The sequence below is a fragment of the Streptomyces violaceoruber genome, from assembly GCF_033406955.1.
Lineage (GTDB): Bacteria > Actinomycetota > Actinomycetes > Streptomycetales > Streptomycetaceae > Streptomyces > Streptomyces violaceoruber.
This window is the reverse complement of record NZ_CP137734.1, coordinates 3,504,306-3,520,224: the sequence shown is the minus strand read 5'-3', so window position 1 is coordinate 3,520,224 and position 15,919 is coordinate 3,504,306. Positions and strand designations below refer to the sequence as shown.

The 15,919-nt window shown below is 71.6% G+C and carries 14 protein-coding genes; 4 read left to right on the top strand and 10 right to left on the bottom strand.

Translation table 11 applies throughout. The features are described 5' to 3' along the window. Positions 1-33 precede the first annotated feature (33 nt). The gene (locus R2E43_RS15510; RefSeq protein WP_003974362.1) at positions 34-1,017 is read left to right on the top strand and encodes an ABC transporter ATP-binding protein; all 984 of its coding nucleotides are present in this window, start codon (positions 34-36) and stop codon (positions 1,015-1,017) included. After that, on the top strand, positions 1,004-1,948 hold the full coding sequence (locus tag R2E43_RS15505) for an ABC transporter permease (RefSeq protein WP_162495221.1): 945 nt from the start codon (positions 1,004-1,006) through the stop codon (positions 1,946-1,948). Before R2E43_RS15510 ends, R2E43_RS15505 begins: the two co-directional genes overlap by 14 nt. Before the next feature lie 27 nt (positions 1,949-1,975). On the opposite strand, the gene R2E43_RS15500 is transcribed toward R2E43_RS15505, so the two are convergent. Next, complete coding sequence (locus R2E43_RS15500) at positions 1,976-2,578, bottom strand: flavodoxin family protein (RefSeq protein ID WP_003974360.1); 603 nt, start codon at positions 2,576-2,578, stop codon at positions 1,976-1,978. 249 nt (positions 2,579-2,827) lie between these two features. Between R2E43_RS15500 and R2E43_RS15495 the strand changes: the two genes are divergently transcribed. Beyond that, entirely contained in the window at positions 2,828-4,204 is a 1,377-nt protein-coding gene (locus R2E43_RS15495; protein ID WP_332056288.1) for a tetratricopeptide repeat protein, read from the top strand. A gap of 36 nt (positions 4,205-4,240) precedes the next feature. Here R2E43_RS15495 and R2E43_RS15490 read toward each other — a convergent pair whose 3' ends face one another. Beyond that, complete coding sequence (locus tag R2E43_RS15490; RefSeq protein WP_093456766.1) at positions 4,241-5,215, bottom strand: M28 family metallopeptidase; 975 nt, start codon at positions 5,213-5,215, stop codon at positions 4,241-4,243. Positions 5,216-5,425: 210 nt separating this feature from the next. After that, positions 5,426-5,896: a VOC family protein gene (locus tag R2E43_RS15485; RefSeq protein WP_003974357.1), complete on the bottom strand. Its 471-nt coding sequence runs from the start codon at positions 5,894-5,896 to the stop codon at positions 5,426-5,428. A gap of 21 nt (positions 5,897-5,917) precedes the next feature. Between R2E43_RS15485 and R2E43_RS15480 the strand changes: the two genes are divergently transcribed. Beyond that, on the top strand, positions 5,918-6,598 hold the full coding sequence (locus R2E43_RS15480) for a CGNR zinc finger domain-containing protein (RefSeq protein ID WP_408649113.1): 681 nt from the start codon (positions 5,918-5,920) through the stop codon (positions 6,596-6,598). A 23-nt stretch (positions 6,599-6,621) separates the two neighbouring features. Here the strand turns inward: R2E43_RS15480 and rarD are convergent, their stop codons facing one another. The 7 genes from rarD to R2E43_RS15445 all read right to left on the bottom strand — a co-directional run bounded on the left by rarD (position 6,622) and on the right by R2E43_RS15445 (position 15,901). Next, on the bottom strand, positions 6,622-7,698 hold the full coding sequence (gene rarD, locus R2E43_RS15475; protein WP_319129485.1) for an EamA family transporter RarD: 1,077 nt from the start codon (positions 7,696-7,698) through the stop codon (positions 6,622-6,624). 145 nt (positions 7,699-7,843) lie between these two features. Next, positions 7,844-8,698, bottom strand: coding sequence for an SDR family oxidoreductase (locus tag R2E43_RS15470; protein WP_189284496.1), 855 nt, complete (start codon positions 8,696-8,698; stop codon positions 7,844-7,846). A 165-nt stretch (positions 8,699-8,863) separates the two neighbouring features. Next, on the bottom strand, positions 8,864-9,922 hold the full coding sequence (locus R2E43_RS15465) for a 2-oxoacid:ferredoxin oxidoreductase subunit beta (RefSeq protein ID WP_332056287.1): 1,059 nt from the start codon (positions 9,920-9,922) through the stop codon (positions 8,864-8,866). Further along, positions 9,915-11,852 carry a 2-oxoacid:acceptor oxidoreductase subunit alpha gene (locus R2E43_RS15460; RefSeq protein ID WP_093456771.1) on the bottom strand — a complete coding sequence of 646 codons (1,938 nt, stop codon included), beginning with the start codon at positions 11,850-11,852 and terminating at the stop codon, positions 9,915-9,917. Before R2E43_RS15460 ends, R2E43_RS15465 begins: the two co-directional genes overlap by 8 nt. A gap of 329 nt (positions 11,853-12,181) precedes the next feature. Then, positions 12,182-12,841, bottom strand: a complete 660-nt coding sequence (locus tag R2E43_RS15455) for a response regulator transcription factor (protein ID WP_275898184.1) — start codon at positions 12,839-12,841, stop codon at positions 12,182-12,184. A 352-nt stretch (positions 12,842-13,193) separates the two neighbouring features. After that, positions 13,194-14,561, bottom strand: coding sequence for a sensor histidine kinase (locus tag R2E43_RS15450; RefSeq protein ID WP_189284397.1), 1,368 nt, complete (start codon positions 14,559-14,561; stop codon positions 13,194-13,196). Positions 14,562-14,674: 113 nt separating this feature from the next. After that, positions 14,675-15,901, bottom strand: a complete 1,227-nt coding sequence (locus R2E43_RS15445; RefSeq protein ID WP_003974349.1) for a sensor histidine kinase — start codon at positions 15,899-15,901, stop codon at positions 14,675-14,677. Between the last annotated feature and the right edge of the window lie 18 nt (positions 15,902-15,919).

The window sequence follows — 15,919 nt, the reverse complement described above, 5'->3', positions numbered from 1 at the left end:
CCGTACGGCGAAGAGGACGAGAAGAGGGAGCCGATGGCCGAAGCGTCCGCCACGGAGCCGGAGCGCCCGGACCAGGAGAGCGCGGATGACGCCGTCATCGCCACCCGCGCGCTCACCAAGCGCTACCGCGGCGGACAACTCGCCGTCGACGGTCTGGACCTGACCGTCCCGGCGGGCAGTGTCTTCGGCTTCCTCGGGCCCAACGGCTCCGGCAAGACCACCACCATCCGCATGCTGATGGGGCTGATCGAACCCACCTCGGGCAGCGCCCGGGTCCTCGGCCGGCCCATGCCGCGCGCGGCCCGCGCCGTACTGCCCCGGGTCGGCGCCCTCATCGAGGGCCCGGCCCTGTACGGCTTCCTCTCCGGCCGGGACAACCTGCTGCGCTACGACGCCGCCGACCCGACCGCCGACCCGCGCACCCGGCGCGAGCGCGTCGCGGCGGCGCTGGACCGGGTGGGCCTCGCGGCCGCCGGCGGCAAGAAGGCGAAGGCGTACTCGCTCGGGATGAAGCAGCGGCTGGGTCTCGCCGCGGCGCTGCTCCAGCCACGCCGGCTGCTCGTCCTGGACGAGCCCACCAACGGACTCGACCCGCAGGGCATGCGCGAGATCCGCTCCCTCGTGCGCGAACTGGCCTCCGACGGCACCACCGTCTTCCTCTCCTCCCACCTGCTGGACGAGATCGAGCAGGTGTGCACCCACGCCGCCGTGATGGCACAGGGCCGGCTGATCACCCAGGGCGCGGTCGCCGATCTGGCGGCCGGGGCACGCGGCCGGCTGGTGGTGACCACGCCGGACGCGGGCGACGCCGCCCGGGTGCTGAAGGAGCAGGGAGCCGCGGACGTGGTCGTCGACGGGGACCGGGTGACGGCGGAGCCACCGGAGCGCGACCTCGCCGAGGTGAACGCGGCGCTGGTCGCGGCCCGTGTCCGGGTCCGGGGCTTCGTCGTGGAACGGGCCTCGCTGGAGGACGCGTTCGTGGCGCTGACCGGGGAGGGCTTCGATGTCGCGGGCTGATGTGCGGGACGAGCCGGCGGGGGAGCCCGCGGGCGGGGCGCGGGATCCGCTTGCGCACCCGGGCCCAGGTGCCGCGCGGACCCCGAGTCCGCTGTGGTCCTTCGGGCTGTTCCGCAGCGAGCTGCTGACCACCTTCCGGCGCTGGCGCACCCTCGCCCTGCTGACGGTGCTCGCCGCCGTGCCGGTCCTGGTGGGCATCGCCGTGAAGATCGAGACGAGCGACGGGTCCTCGCTCGGCGGCGGTGGCGGCGGTGGCGAGGGACCGGCGTTCATCTCGCAGATCAGCAACAACGGGCTGTTCCTGGTCTTCACCGCGCTCGCCGCGACCCTCCCGTTCTTCCTGCCGATGGCCATCGGCGTCGTCGCGGGCGACGCGATCGCGGGCGAGTCGAGCGCGGGCACGCTCCGCTACCTCCTGGTCGCCCCGGCCGGCCGCTCCCGGCTGCTGCTCACCAAGTACGCGACGGTGGTCGCCTTCTGCCTCGCCGCCACCCTGGTGGTCGCGGTCTCGGCGCTGGCGGTCGGCGCGCTGCTGTTCCCGGTCGGCGATCTGATCACCATCTCCGGCACCCGGATCACCTACGCTGAGGGTCTGGGACGGGCGCTGCTGATCGCCCTGGTCGTGGCCGCCTCACTGGTCGGCATCGCGGCCCTGGGCCTGTTCGTCTCCACCTTGACGGGCAGCGGCATCGCGGCGATGGCCACCACGGTCGGACTGCTGATCACCGTCCAGATCCTCGACCAGATCCCCCAGCTCGACGCCCTCCAGCCGTACTTCTTCTCGCACTACTGGCTCTCCTTCGCCGACGTGATGCGTGAACCGGTCTACTGGGACGACCTGGTGAAGAACCTCGGCCTCCAGGCGCTCTACGCGGCGGTCTTCGGCTCGGCGGCCTGGGCCCGGTTCACGACGAAGGACATCACCGCGTAGTCGGGACCGGGTCATGGCGGGACCGGGTCATGGCGCAGTCACGGCCTCCGCCTGCTCGTACGGGAACCGCGCGAACGGCGCCTCCCGCGCGAAGAAGGTCTTGGCGCGGGTCAGCGCCTCCGTGTCCCGCAGGACGTCACCGGGCTTGCTGCCGTTGCCCAGCAGCACTCCGCCGAAGCGCATACCCATGTACGCCGCGGAGTTGTTCAGGGCTCCGATCAGCGGGTCGGCGACCTCCCGTTCCTCGTGGGCGAGTGCGGTGACGCCCCACAGGGTGCGGCCGGCCAGGGTCGCCTTGAAGTCGAGGCCGGGGGTGCGCAGCCAGCCGGACCAGTGGTCGAGGTAGCGCTTGACCGGCGTGGACAGCGTGTACCAGTAGAGCGGCGACGCGATCACGATGTCCGTTGCGGCGAGGGTGGCGTCGAGCAGCAGGCGCGCGTTGCCCTCCGTGGGGCGCGTGTGGTCGCTGTCGTGCCGCAGGTCCTCGAACTCCGGCAAGGGATGCCGGGCCAGGTCGATCCAGCGCCGCTCGACGTCCGCGGGCAGTTGGTCCGCGGCGCGACGGGCGAGCAACTCGGTGTTGCCGTCGGGGCGGGTGCTGCCCGTCAGGAAGAGGAAGCGGCGCGTCATGAGGACCCCCAGGGTCGGTTCGGCGGCAGACGGTAACCTGCGTATGCATTATATGCACACGCATTAACTTGTGGGTGTGGGCACGGCCATCGCGCGTCATGACCTCCTGGAACGAGCCTGTGACACCCCGGTGACGTGAGAATCGGGAGCGAGCGGAGAGACTCGAAGCAGGTGCACGACAGGCATGACAGGCTCTGGACGGCAGGGAACGGAAACCGCCGACGGAAGCCGCCGATGAGTGGGGGAACGATGTCTCGACTCGGTCGCGACAAGCAGCGGGAACACGAGCGGGCCGAGGGCTCGCCCGGTCCCGCGACGACGCCGATCGACGTCCACGTGCCGGACGGCGACTCCGGCGTGCGCGGTGCCTCTGTCGACGGTTCGCGGGTCGTCGCGGCCCCGGGCGAGGAGATCCAGAACGCGGTCCTGAACCGCCTCCACCGCCTCGCCCTCGCCGCGGGTCGTCCCGTCCTCGCCACGATCCACGACCGGCGCCTCGGCTACTCCGTCCCCCTCCGGGTCGACCCGGACGGCTCGAGCCACCTCGCCGCGGAGCCGGTGCCGACGGCGGCGGAGGCGGCACGCGAGGGGGCGCGCGAGGAGGCCGCCGTGGTGGCCCCCGTGGAGGCGCCCGCACGGTACGACCGGCCCACGCACGTCCTGCGCTCGGTGGTACCGGCCCGGGACGGCACGCCGACGTTCCCGCTGCCGGCGGTGTCCGGGACGGAGCGGGAGCGGTCCGGCAGCGCCTCCGCGCCGACCTTCACGCTGCGCGCCCTGCCGGAGCCGGCCCGGGGGACGCCGCCCGGCACGGTGGCGCCGCCCACGGGTGCGTTCGGGCCGCCGCCCCGCATGGACGGTGCGTCCACGACCGGCACCGCGCGGGACGCGGCGCCGCGACCGACGTACGGCCCCTTCGCCGCACCGGGGCCGATCCCGGCGCCCGAGCCGGTTCCCGGGCCGCTTCTTGAGCGGGTTCTTGAGCTGAAGCCTGAGCCGGAAGCCGCGCCCGCTCCTGCCCCCAGCCCCGCTCCCACGCCCGCTCCCAAGCCGATCCCCGACCCGTACTCCGATCCCAAGCCCACTCCCGCCCGCGGATTCGACGCCGTGGCCGAGGCCGTGCTCGGGGACGCGCCGCTGACCGCGCCCGGCGACGCCACCACCCCGGCTCTGCTCGCGGAGCCGACGGCCCGGATCAACGAGGCCGTCAAGGAAGGGCGTACGGAGGCCGCGGCGCGGCTCGCGGAGCAGACGGTGACGGAGGCCTCGCGCACGCTCGGGCCGGAGCACGCCGAGGTGCTCCGGCTCCGTGAACTCACGGCGTACATCGCCTACTTGTCCGGCGACCCGGACCGTGCCTTCCAGCTCTCCCTCGACCTGGCCCGGATACACCGGCGCTCGGGCGACGCCGAGTCCGCGTACGGCAACGTCCAGAGCGCCGCGACCGCCTGGCGTGCCGTACGCGACCCCGCACGGGGCCTGGAACTGGGGAACGACCTGGTCGGCCTGTGGTCCGAACTCGCCGCCGAGGACGGCCCGGCCGCCGAGGACGCCGAGGAACTGGAGTCCGCCCGCACCCGCATGGGCCGCCTCACCGAACGTGCCGCCCGCGCCCAGGCCGGCTGACGTCGGCCGTCCGGTGCCCGCGCGGCGTCGCTCGCCCTACTGCGACAGTTCCCAGACCGCGTAGGCGATGGCGTCGCTGTTGCGGTCCAGGGCCGTGTCGTCGATGTTGGCGGTCGTGTCGCAGGACGAGTGGTAGCAGCGGTCGAAGGGCTGGCCCACGGTGCCGCCCCACTTGGCCGCCTGCGCGGACGTCTTGCGGTAGTCCGCGCCGCTGAAGAGGCCGCCCACGGGGACGCCCGCGTTCTTGAAGGGTGCGTGGTCGGAGCGTCCGTCGCCCTCGGTCTCGATCTCCGTGGAGATGCCGATCCCGCTGAAGTAGTCCTTGAACGTCTTCTCGATCGTGGGATCGTCGTCGTAGACGAAATAGCCGGGGTTGGGCGAGCCGATCATGTCGAAGTTCAGGTAACCGCTGATCTTCGCGCGTTCCGCGGAGCCGAGGCTGTTGACGTAGTAGCGGGAGCCGACGAGTCCCAGCTCCTCCGCGCCCCACCAGGCGAAGCGCAGGTGCTTCGTCGGCTGGTAGCCGGACCGGGCGACGGCGAGCGCGGTCTCCAGGACGGCCGAGGAGCCGGAACCGTTGTCGTTGATGCCGGGCCCGGAGGCGACACTGTCCAGATGTGACCCGGCCATGACAATCTGACTCGCGTCGCCGCCGGGCCAGTCGGCCGTCAGGTTGTACCCGGTGCGGCCCGAGGCGCTGAACTGCTGGACGCGGGTGGTGAACCCGGCGGCGTCCAGCTTGGCCTTCATGTAGTCGAGGGAGGCCCGGTAGCCGGCGCGGCCGTGGGCGCGGTTGCCGCCGTTCGCCGTGGCGATCGACTGCAGCTGCCTCAGATGGGCCTTGACGTTGGCTATCGGTATGTCGGGTGCGGCGGCGGCAGCGGCAGTGCCGGTGGGGGTGGCGGGGTGCACGGGCGCGGACGCCGCACCGGCGGCGGAACCGCCGGCCATCAGTGTGACGACGGCGACGGCTCCGGCCGTCAGTGCGCGCCCGGAGGGGAGGAGCTGCATGTGGGGGGCTCCGAAGTCCTAGGAGGGCCCTGGGGAGGGGACCTCGCAGTGAATGGGGTGCCTGGATGGTGCGGGCGGGACTGACCGCCCGTCAAGACCGTTATCCGGCCACGGCATCGCACATAGCGGAAGCCCCCTGGTCGCGTCGCGCCCCGCGGGCCCGGCCCGGTACCGGCCCGGCACCGGCCCGCGTTCGGCCCGGCGTCAGCCCTAGTGGACGCAGAACTCGTTCCCCTCGGGGTCCGTCATCACCACCCATTCCCCGCCCGGCTCCTTCACCTGCCGCTGCACGCTCGCTCCCAGTTCCTGGAGCCGGGCGACCTCCTCCGCACGCCCGCCGTCCGGCGCGTGCACGTCGAGGTGGACCCGGTTCTTGACCGTCTTGGCCTCCGGTACGCGCTGGAACAGCAGTCGGCGTCCCAGTCCGGTGCCGCTCTCCTCCTGGAAGGGGTCGTCGGGGTGGCGCACGGCGGCCAGGTCGCGCCAGGCGCGGCGGCCGTGGGACTCGACGGTCAGCTCCGCCGGCACCGCCCCGAAGCCCAGCAGTTTCTCGATGAGCGCACTGTTGTCCTCCACCTCGTAGTGGAGGGCCGAGGCCCAGAAGTCCGCCTGCGCGTGCGGGGCGACCGCGTCGATGACGATCTTGATGTGCAGGGGCGCGGGCCTTGAGGTCGATGTCATGTAACCACTTATACTGGTTTCATGAGCGAGCGGGTAGAGGAAGCGCCGGAACCGCCGGAACCGCCTGGGCCGCCGACATCTCCGCGACGGTCGAAGTCGGCCGCGGGCCCCCCGCCCGGGCTGACACTGGTGTCGCACGAGGGCAGGTCGTACCGCTTCGACCCGGGTGCGCTCTGCCTCGAACTGCTCACGACGGGAGGGCCGGGCGCCTTCGCGCGCTGGGAGGTGCTGCACGAGCCCGCCGACCTGATGACCTGGGTCGAGCGCAGCCGACTGGCGGACGGGCTGGACCTGTCCGTGGACCGGGCGGACGTGGCGCGGACCAGAGCCCTGCGCGACGCCCTCTTCCTCCTCGCCGCCGACCGCGCCCATGGACGGCCGCTGCGGCGAGATCACCTGGAAGCCGTCAACTCGGCCGCGGCCGAACCCCCGCTCGTCACCCGCCTCGAACCGGACGGCACGCGCGGCTGGGCATCGGGTGCCACGGGGTCCCGCCTGCTGTCTACGGTCGCGCGCGACGCGATCGAGCTGTTCACCGGCCCGTACGCGGACCGCATCCGTGAGTGCGGCGCCCACAACTGCTTCCTGCTGTTCGTCGACACCTCACGGCCCGGCCGCCGCCGCTGGTGCGCGATGGAGCACTGCGGAAACCGGGAGAAGGTCCGCGCGCACCGCGCCCGGCGAGCACCCGACACGCGCTGACCCGGGAGCGTGCGAAGGAGCCGCTACGGCTTCCCGGCCCTGGTTCCGTGTTGCTGTTGCTGTTGCTGTTGCTGTTGCTGCGGTGCGTCGCCGGCGCCCGGTGCCGGAGTCCCCGAGGCCACGACCCTCGGCTCCCGCGCGGCGGCGGCCCCCTTGAGCGGTGGTACGCCCGCGCCCGACCGGTCCAGTTGTTCCCTCAGCGCCCGTGCGGTCCGGCGGGCCGTGCGCAACGCGTCCCAGGTGAGCAGCGTCAGCGCCAGCCAGACCAGCCCGAAGCCGGCCCAGCGCTCGGGCGGCATGGCCTCGCCGAAGTAGAGGACGCCGAGCAGGAACTGGAAGACCGGCGCCAGGTATTGCAGCAGCCCCAGTGTGGACAGCGGGACGCGGATCGCCGCCGCGCCGAAGCAGACCAGCGGGATCGCCGTGACGACGCCGGTCGCGGCGAGCAGGGCCGAGTGCCCGGCGCCCTCCGTGGTGAAGGTCGACTCGCCCTGCGCGCCCAGCCACAGCAGGTAGCCGAGCGCCGGAAGGAACTGGATCGCCGTCTCGGCGGCCAGCGACTCGACACCCCCGAGGTTGACCTTCTTCTTCACCAGGCCGTACGTGGCGAAGGAGAAGGCGAGGCAGAGCGAGATCCACGGCGGCTGGCCGTAGCCGACGGCGAGCACGAGCACGGCCGCGAAGCCGGTGCCGACCGCCGCCCACTGCGCGGGCCGCAGCCGCTCCTTGAGCAGCAGCACGCCCATCGCGATGGTGACCAGCGGGTTGATGAAGTAGCCGAGCGAGGCCTCGACGACATGGCCGCTGTTCACGGCCCAGATGTAGACGCCCCAGTTGACGGTGATGACCGCGGCGGCCACCGCGACCAGGGCGAGCCTGCGCGGCTGCCGCAGCAGCTCGCCGGCCCAGGCCCAGCGCCGTACGAAGAGGAGGGCGACGGCGACGAAGGCGAGGGACCACACCATCCGGTGGGCGAGGATCTCCCCGGCCCCGGCGGGCTTGAGCAGCGGCCAGAACAGCGGGACGAGCCCCCACATCCCGTACGCCGCGAAGCCGTTCAGCAGGCCTACTCGCTGATCACTCCTGGACGACCCGGCCACGGGCACCTCCTTCTCGCACACGGCATGCCGGGAACGGGGTGACATGCCAGGACGAAGGTAGCGCCGCACCCGGCCGCCTGTCATGCCCGTATCGGAATACGGTCATGACAGGCGGGGAGGGGCCGGGGTCCGGGGAGGGGGGAGGTCAGCCCTTGAGCGCGACGGCGACGGCCTCGGCGAGCGGTGTCGTCGGGCGGCCGGCCAGCCGGGACAGGTCGCCGGTGGAGACGACCAGCTCGCCCTTGCCGATGGCGGCGTCCACGCCCGCGAAGACGTCCGCGAGCGGTCCGGGCACCCCGGCGCCGGTCAGGATGCCGGTGTAGTCCTCGACGGAGACGGGGTTGTAGGTGATCTCCCGGCCCGTCTGCCGGCTCAGCTCGGCGGCGTACTCGGCGAAGCTCCAGGCCTCGTCGCCGCCCAGCTCGTACGCGGTGTTCTCGTGGCCCTCGCCGGTCAGTACGGCGACGGCGGCGGCCGCGTAGTCGGCGCGGGAGGCGGAGGAGATCCGGCCCTCGCCGGCCGCCTGGACGACGGCGCCGTGCTCCAGGACCGGGGCGAGCTGCTCGGTGTAGTTCTCGTGGTACCAGCCGTTGCGCAGCAGCGTGTACGGCACGCCCGAGCCGACCATCACCTCCTCGGTGGCGCGGTGGTCGTCGGCGAGCGTGGCCTTGAGACTGCTGGGGGCGCTGGTGTAGGCGAGCAGGGCGACGCCGGCCTTCTTCGCCGCCTCGATCACGACCGTGTGCTGCCGTACGCGGCCCTTGTCGAACTCGTTGCCGGAGATCAACAGGACCCGGTCGTCGGCCGCGAACACGCTGTCGAAGGTCTCGGGGGCGTTGTAGTCGGCGACAGCGAGCCGTACGCCGAGGTCGGCGAGGTCGGCGGCCTTGTCGCGGTTCCGGACGACCGCAGTGACCTGGTCGGCCGGCACCTTGTCCAGCAGCTGCCGCACGACGTGGCGGCCGAGGTGTCCGGTGGCTCCGGTGACGACGATGCTCATGGTTTCAGTGCTCCTTGTGGGGGTGCGTTGTCACTAACCTTAAGAGCAGCGCTAACCAGAGGAAAGTGCCCACTTTGAAGTAAGGTACTTACCTACAGGTAATCAAGAGGGGCCCGGACGGAAGTCGTCCGGGCCCCTCTGGTGTGCCGTGAGGCGGCTGGTTCGTCAGCCGACGACCGTCCAGGTGTCGTTGCCGGCCAGCAACGCGGCGAGGTCGCCCTTGCCGTCTCTTTCGACGGCGGTGTCGAGCTGTTCGGACATGAGGGTGTCGTAGACGGGGCGTTCGACGGAGCGCAGGACGCCGATGGGGGTGTGGTGCAGGGTGTCGGGGTCGGCGAGGCGGGAGAGTGCGAAGGCCGTGGTGGGGGAGGTGGCGTGGGCGTCGTGGACGAGGATGTCTGCTTCGTTGTCCGCGGTGACGGTGACGATGTCCAGGTCTCCGGTGTGCGGGTTGCGTAGGACGCCCTTGGTGTTGTCGGTGCCGAAGCGGATCGGCTGCCCGTGTTCCAGGCGGATCACTGCTTCTTCGGCCTGCTGTTTGTCCTTGAGGGCGTCGAAGGCGCCGTCGTTGAAGATGTTGCAGTTCTGGTAGATCTCGATCAGGGCGGTGCCGGGGTGTTCGGCGGCCTGGCGCAGGACGTCGGTGAGGTGTTTGCGGTCGGAGTCGACGGTCCGGGCGACGAAGGAGGCCTCCGCGCCGAGGGCGAGGGAGATGGGGTTGAAGGGCGCGTCCAGCGAGCCCATCGGTGTCGACTTGGTGATCTTCCCGACCTCGGAGGTGGGGGAGTACTGGCCTTTGGTGAGGCCGTAGATCCGGTTGTTGAACAGCAGGATCTTGAGGTTGACGTTGCGGCGCAGGGCGTGGATGAGGTGGTTGCCGCCGATGGAGAGGGCGTCGCCGTCCCCGGTGACGACCCAGACCGACAGGTCGCGGCGGGAGGTGGCGAGGCCGGTGGCGATGGCGGGGGCGCGGCCGTGGATGGAGTGCATCCCGTAGGTGTTCATGTAGTACGGGAAGCGGGAGGAGCAGCCGATGCCGGAGACGAAGACGATGTTCTCGCGGGCGAGGCCGAGCTGGGGCATGAAGCCCTGCACGGCGGCGAGGATGGCGTAGTCGCCGCAGCCGGGGCACCAGCGCACTTCCTGGTCGGACTTGAAGTCCTTCATGGACTGCTTGCCCCCGGCCTTGGGGACGAGGGGGAGCAGTGCGCCCGCGTCAGGCATCGATGGCCTCCTTCAGGACGGTGGCGAGCTGTTCCGCCTTGAACGGCATGCCGTTGACCTGGTTGTACGACTGGGCGTCGACCAGGTATTTCGCCCGGATCAGGGTGGCGAGCTGACCGAGGTTCATCTCCGGGACCACCACCTTGTCGTACCGCTCGAGGACCGCGCCGAGGTTGGCCGGGAAGGGGTTGAGGTGGCGCAGGTGGGCCTGGGCGATCTCCTGCCCGGCGGTGCGCAGCCGCCGCACGGCGGCGGTGATCGGCCCGTAGGTGGAGCCCCAGCCCAGCACGAGGGTCCGTGCGCCGTCCGGGTCGTCGACGGCCAGGTCGGGGACGGTGATGCCGTCGATCTTGGCCTGGCGGGTGCGGACCATGAAGTCGTGGTTGGCCGGGTCGTAGGAGATGTTCCCGGTGCCGTCCTGCTTCTCGATGCCGCCGATCCGGTGCTCGAGCCCGGGGGTGCCCGGCACCGCCCAGGGGCGGGCCAGGGTGTGCGGGTCGCGTTTGTAGGGCCAGAACACCTCACTGCCGTCGTCCAGGGTGTGGTTGGGGCCCTGCGCGAACTGCACGGTCAGATCCGGCAGTTCGTCCGGCTCGGGGATCCGCCACGGTTCGGAGCCGTTGGCGAGATAGCCGTCGGAGAGCAGGAAGACCGGAGTCCGGTAGGCCAGCGCGATCCGCGCCGCCTCCAGGGCGGCGTCGAAGCAGTCGGCCGCAGTCTGCGGGGCGAGGACCGCAACCGGTGCCTCGCCGTTGCGCCCGAACATCGCCTGCAGCAGGTCGGCCTGCTCCGTCTTGGTCGGCAGACCCGTCGACGGGCCGCCGCGCTGGATGTCCACCACCAGCAGCGGCAACTCCAGACTCACCGCGAGCCCGACCGTCTCGCTCTTGAGCGCCACCCCCGGACCGGAGGTGGTGGTCACCGCCAGCGCACCGCCGAACGCCGCCCCCAGCGCCGCCCCGATCCCCGCGATCTCGTCCTCCGCCTGGAAGGTACGCACCCCGAAGTTCTTGTGCTTCGACAGCTCGTGCAGGATGTCGGACGCCGGAGTGATGGGATACGAGCCCAAAAACAGCGGCAGATCCGCGCGCCGGGACGCGGCGATCAGACCGTAGGCCAGGGCCAGGTTCCCGGAGATGTTGCGGTAGGTGCCGGGCGGGAACGCCGTCGCCGCCGGCGCCACCTCGTAGGAGACCGCGAAATCCTCCGTGGTCTCACCGAAGTTCCAGCCCGCACGGTAGGCCGCGATGTTCGCCGCCGCGATCTCCGGCTTCTTCGCGAACTTCGACCTCAGGAACTTCTCCGTGCCCTCGGTGGGCCGGTGATACATCCACGACAGCAACCCGAGCGCGAACATGTTCTTGCTGCGCTCGGCCTCCTTGCGGCTGAGGTCGAACTCGCCCAGCGCCTGGACGGTCAGCGTGGTCAGCGGCACCGGATGCAGGTGGTAGCCGTCCAGGGAGCCGTCCTCCAGCGGAGAGGTGTCGTAGCCGACCTTCTGCATCGCCCGCCTGGTGAACTCGTCCGTGTTGACGATGATCTCCGCGCCGCGCGGCAGATCGCCCACGTTCGCCTTCAACGCGGCCGGGTTCATCGCCACCAGCACGTTGGGCGCGTCGCCCGGCGTGAGGATGTCGTGGTCGGCGAAGTGCAGCTGGAACGACGAGACGCCCGGCAGGGTGCCCGCGGGTGCCCGGATCTCGGCCGGGAAGTTCGGCAGCGTCGACAGATCATTGCCGAACGACGCCGTTTCCGAGGTGAAACGGTCACCGGTGAGCTGCATCCCGTCGCCGGAGTCCCCCGCGAACCTGATGATCACCCGGTCCAGCCGGCGGACATCCTTCGCCGCAACCGGTTTGCGCTGTGCTCCCACGACGGTCTCGTCGGTTCCGTCGGCCTGCTCCGCTGGGCTGCTGACCTGGCTGGTCACTTAACTGGACCTCCCTCGGGACGGCTGTCCGGGGACTGGTCTCCCACCGACCGTCCCAGGATCAACCCTACGTCCGCGCACCGTGACTTCCGGTGGACATTCGCATGATGGACACGACTTCGAGATGGCCCACAGCCCTGGAATCCCAAGGGTTCCCGCCCCGGCACCGGTGAGGACGCACCCCGCCCGTCCTCCGGTTTCTCATTCGTCCGGATGAGCGTTCCCGTCGCCGGACCGGACCGGACCGGACTGACCCGGACCGGACCGGACTGGACTGGCCCGGCCTGGACCGGCCCGGGTCGGTGCTTCCGAGGCATGGGCCGCCGGTGTCAGGAATTGAGATAGGTCAGCACCGCGAGCACCCTGCGATGATCACCGTCGCTCGGGGACAGCCCCAGCTTCATGAAGATGTTGCTGACGTGCTTCTCGACGGCCCCGTCGCTCACGACGAGCTGCCGGGCGATCGCCGAGTTCGTCCGTCCCTCGGCCATGAGCCCCAGCACCTCCCGCTCACGCGGGGTGAGCCCGGCGAGGACGTCCTGCTTGCGGCTGCGCCCGAGCAGCTGCGCGACCACCTCCGGGTCCAGCGCCGTACCGCCCTGCGCCACCCGCACCACCGCGTCCACGAACTCCCGCACCTCGGCCACCCGGTCCTTGAGCAGATAGCCCACGCCCCGACTGGAACCGGCCAGCAACTCCGTCGCGTAGCGCTCCTCCACGTACTGGGACAGCACCAGCACGCCGAGACCGGGATGCGCCTTGCGCAGCCGCACCGAGGCCCGCACCCCCTCGTCGGTGTGCGTCGGCGGCATCCGTACGTCCGCCACCACGACGTCCGGCAACTCGCCCTGCGCGTCCAGCTCGGTGATGGTCTTGACCAGTGCCTCGCCGTCGCCGACACCGGCCACGACCTCGTGCCCGCGGTCGGTCAGCAACCGGGTCAGCCCCTCTCGGAGCAGCACTGAATCCTCGGCGATGACCACCCGCACCCTGTCCTCCACGATCCTCGGCCCCCCACAGCCCTGTGCACCTCACGGCCCGCGCGGCACGCGCCGCGTCCACGAACCGTCCGTGCGACAGGTCCAGCATCCCAGCATCGGAGGCCGGATGCCCCAGGGCAACGGGAAGAGAACGGGAAGTCCCGGGTACCGACACCGGTGTCGGTCCCGGTATGGGTCATGGTGTCGGTCCAGGTTCGGCCACTCGACGGCCGGTTCTCGACGACCGGCGCCGTCACGGCGCGGTTCCCCGTCACGGTGCCGTCCCCCCCCGTCATGGTGCCGCCCCCCCGTCACATGCCGTCCCCCCGTCACGGCGCCGGGGCCGGCGCCGCTGTGCCGGTCAGCCGGTGAGCGGCTCGTTCCGCCAGGGCAGCTCCGCCGTGATCCGTGTCGGGCCTCCGGCCGGCGAGTCCACCACGAGGATCCCGTCCACCGCGTCCAACCGCTCCGCCAGACCGGCCAGCCCGGACCCGGCCGACGCGTCGGCGCCGCCCACGCCGTTGTCCACGACCTGGAGCATCAGCCGGTTCTCCACCCGCCAGACCTCCACGGCGGCCGACGTGGCCCGCGCGTGCTTGCTGACGTTCTGGAGCAGCTCCGAGACGGTGAAGTAGGCGATGCCCTCGATCGCCGAGGCCGGCCGCTCCGCCAGGTCGACCTCCACCCGCACCGGCACGGTGCAGCGGGAGGCGACCGAGGAGAGCGCCGCGTCCAGGCCGCGGTCGGTGAGGACCGCGGGGTGGATGCCCCGGGCCAGGTCCCGCAGCTCCTGGAGGGCCGTCTTCACTTCACCGTGCGCCTCGCCCACCATGACGGCCGCGGCCCGGGGGTCCTCCTTCAGCTTCTCCTTGGCCAGACCCAGGTCCATGGCGAGGTTGACCAGGCGGGCCTGTGCCCCGTCGTGCAGGTCGCGCTCGATGCGCCGCAGGTCGGCGGCGGCCGTGTCGACCACGACCCCCCGGTCCGACTCCAGCTCCACGACCCGCGTCGCCAGCCGCGACGGTCCCAGCAGCCCGTGCACCATGACCCGGTCCACCGTCGTCAGCGCCCGCACCAGCCACGGCGTCGCCAGCGTGAACAGCAGACCGACCAGCGCGGTCACGGCGATCTCGAAGGGGTTGTCCAGGTAGACCCGGTGCGTCTCGTCGCCGTACAGCTGGAGCCCGTCCTGGCCCGCGTACATCGGGAACACCCAGAACCACAGCGGGTACGTCAGCATCGCCCACCCGAACGCCCAGACGTTCACGGCGACGACGAACGAGAACACCGACCACGGGAACTGCACCACCGCGTACAGCAGGCTCCGCCAGGAGGCGCCGCTCTTGAGCACGGCGCCCATCCAGCCCATCGCACCCTGCTTCTTCAGCCGCAGCGGTTCCGGCTCGGAGACCCGCAGGCCCAGCAGGGCACGGGCCCGCGCCCGCTCCATCGCCCCGAAGCCCCTGCACCCGGCGAGGGCGGCTGCCAGCACCGGCACCCCCAGGAACGTCACCAGCAGGCCCGCCCCCAGCGACACCATCGTCACGGCGTACGTGAAGAGCAGGATGCCGACCGGCAGACCCACCAGGACATAGCCGAACTCCCGCCAGCTGCGCGCCTCGAACGGTGCCCGCAGCCCCGCCGGCAGCCGGTGGTGCCGCTCACCGGTGTGCCCGGGGAAGCCGGACCCGCTCCCGAGCCCGTAACCCTGTCCGTATTCCGTGGCCATCGGTGCCGTCCCTCTCCTCGTCGCGCTACGGCTGTGCTGTCGTAACTCCACCCTCCTCGACCGCAGCGCCCCGGCCCATGGAGCCCGTCGGCGTCTGCGGAGTGGGGTTTTCCCTACCCCCTGGGGCGCGAGCCGGCCGCGTCGGCCCCCGTACGGTCCCGCCACGGCAGCTCGGCCGTGATCGTGGTCGGCCCACCTTCCGGCGAATCGACGACGAAGAGGCCGTCGACGGCGGACAGCCGGTCGGCGAGGCCCTTCATCCCCGTACCACCGTCGAGGCGTGCGCCGCCGTGGCCGTTGTCCTCCACCTGTATGAGCAGCCGGTCGGACGACCGCCACACCTCCACGGAGGCCGAACTCGCCCCACTGTGCTTGCTGACGTTCTGGAGCAGCTCCGAGACGGTGAAGTAGGCGATGCCCTCGATGGCGGCCGCGGGGCGTTCCGTCAGGTCGGCCGTCACCTTGACCGGCACGGTGCAGCGGGAGGCGACCGAGGAGAGCGCCGCGTCCAGGCCGCGGTCGGTGAGGACCGCGGGGTGGATGCCCCGGGCCAGGTCCCGCAGCTCCTGCAGGGCCAGCTTCACCTCGCCGTGCGCCTCGTCGACCATGGCCGCCGCCGCGTCGGGGTCCTCCAGGAGCTTCTCCTTCGCCAGGCCGAGACCCATGGCGAGGTTGACCAGGCGGGCCTGTGCCCCGTCGTGCAGGTCGCGCTCGATGCGCCGCAGGTCCGCGGCGGCCGTGTCGACCACGATCCCCCGGTCCGACTCCAGCTCGGCGATCCGCCGCTCCAGCTCGTCGGACGGGGACAGCAGCCCCCGCACCATCGCCCGGTCGGCGTTGGCCAGGCCCCGCGCGATGAACGGCAGCACGGGCCACAGCACGAACAACGACGTCAGGGTGACGACGAAGGTGGCGACGCCCCAGGGGAACCGGATGAACGCGTACAGGACCGTGCGCCAGCCCACCGGATCCTTCAACGACATCCACAACTGCGCGAAGAAGCCGCGCCCGCTCCGCAACGGCAGCGGGCTCGGCTCGTCCACCCGCACCCCGAGCAGCGCTCTGGTCCGCGCCCGCTCGAGCTTGCCCAGCTGCCGCGCGCCCAGCAGGCCGGCCGCCAGCAGCGGGAGCCCGATCACCGTGACCGTCAATCCGATGCCGACGGACAGCATCGTCACCACGTAGGTGAAGCCGAGCAGCGCCGCCGGGAAATTCGCCAACAGGTGGGCGATCTCTTTCCAGGTGTGCCGGTCGTAGGCGAAACGGGCCGGCGGCAGGCGGTCGCCGGCCGCTGAGCCGGTGGTCCCGGCGAGGCCGGATGTCGAGAGGCGTTCGGTCATACACGTCAGCGTGCCGTG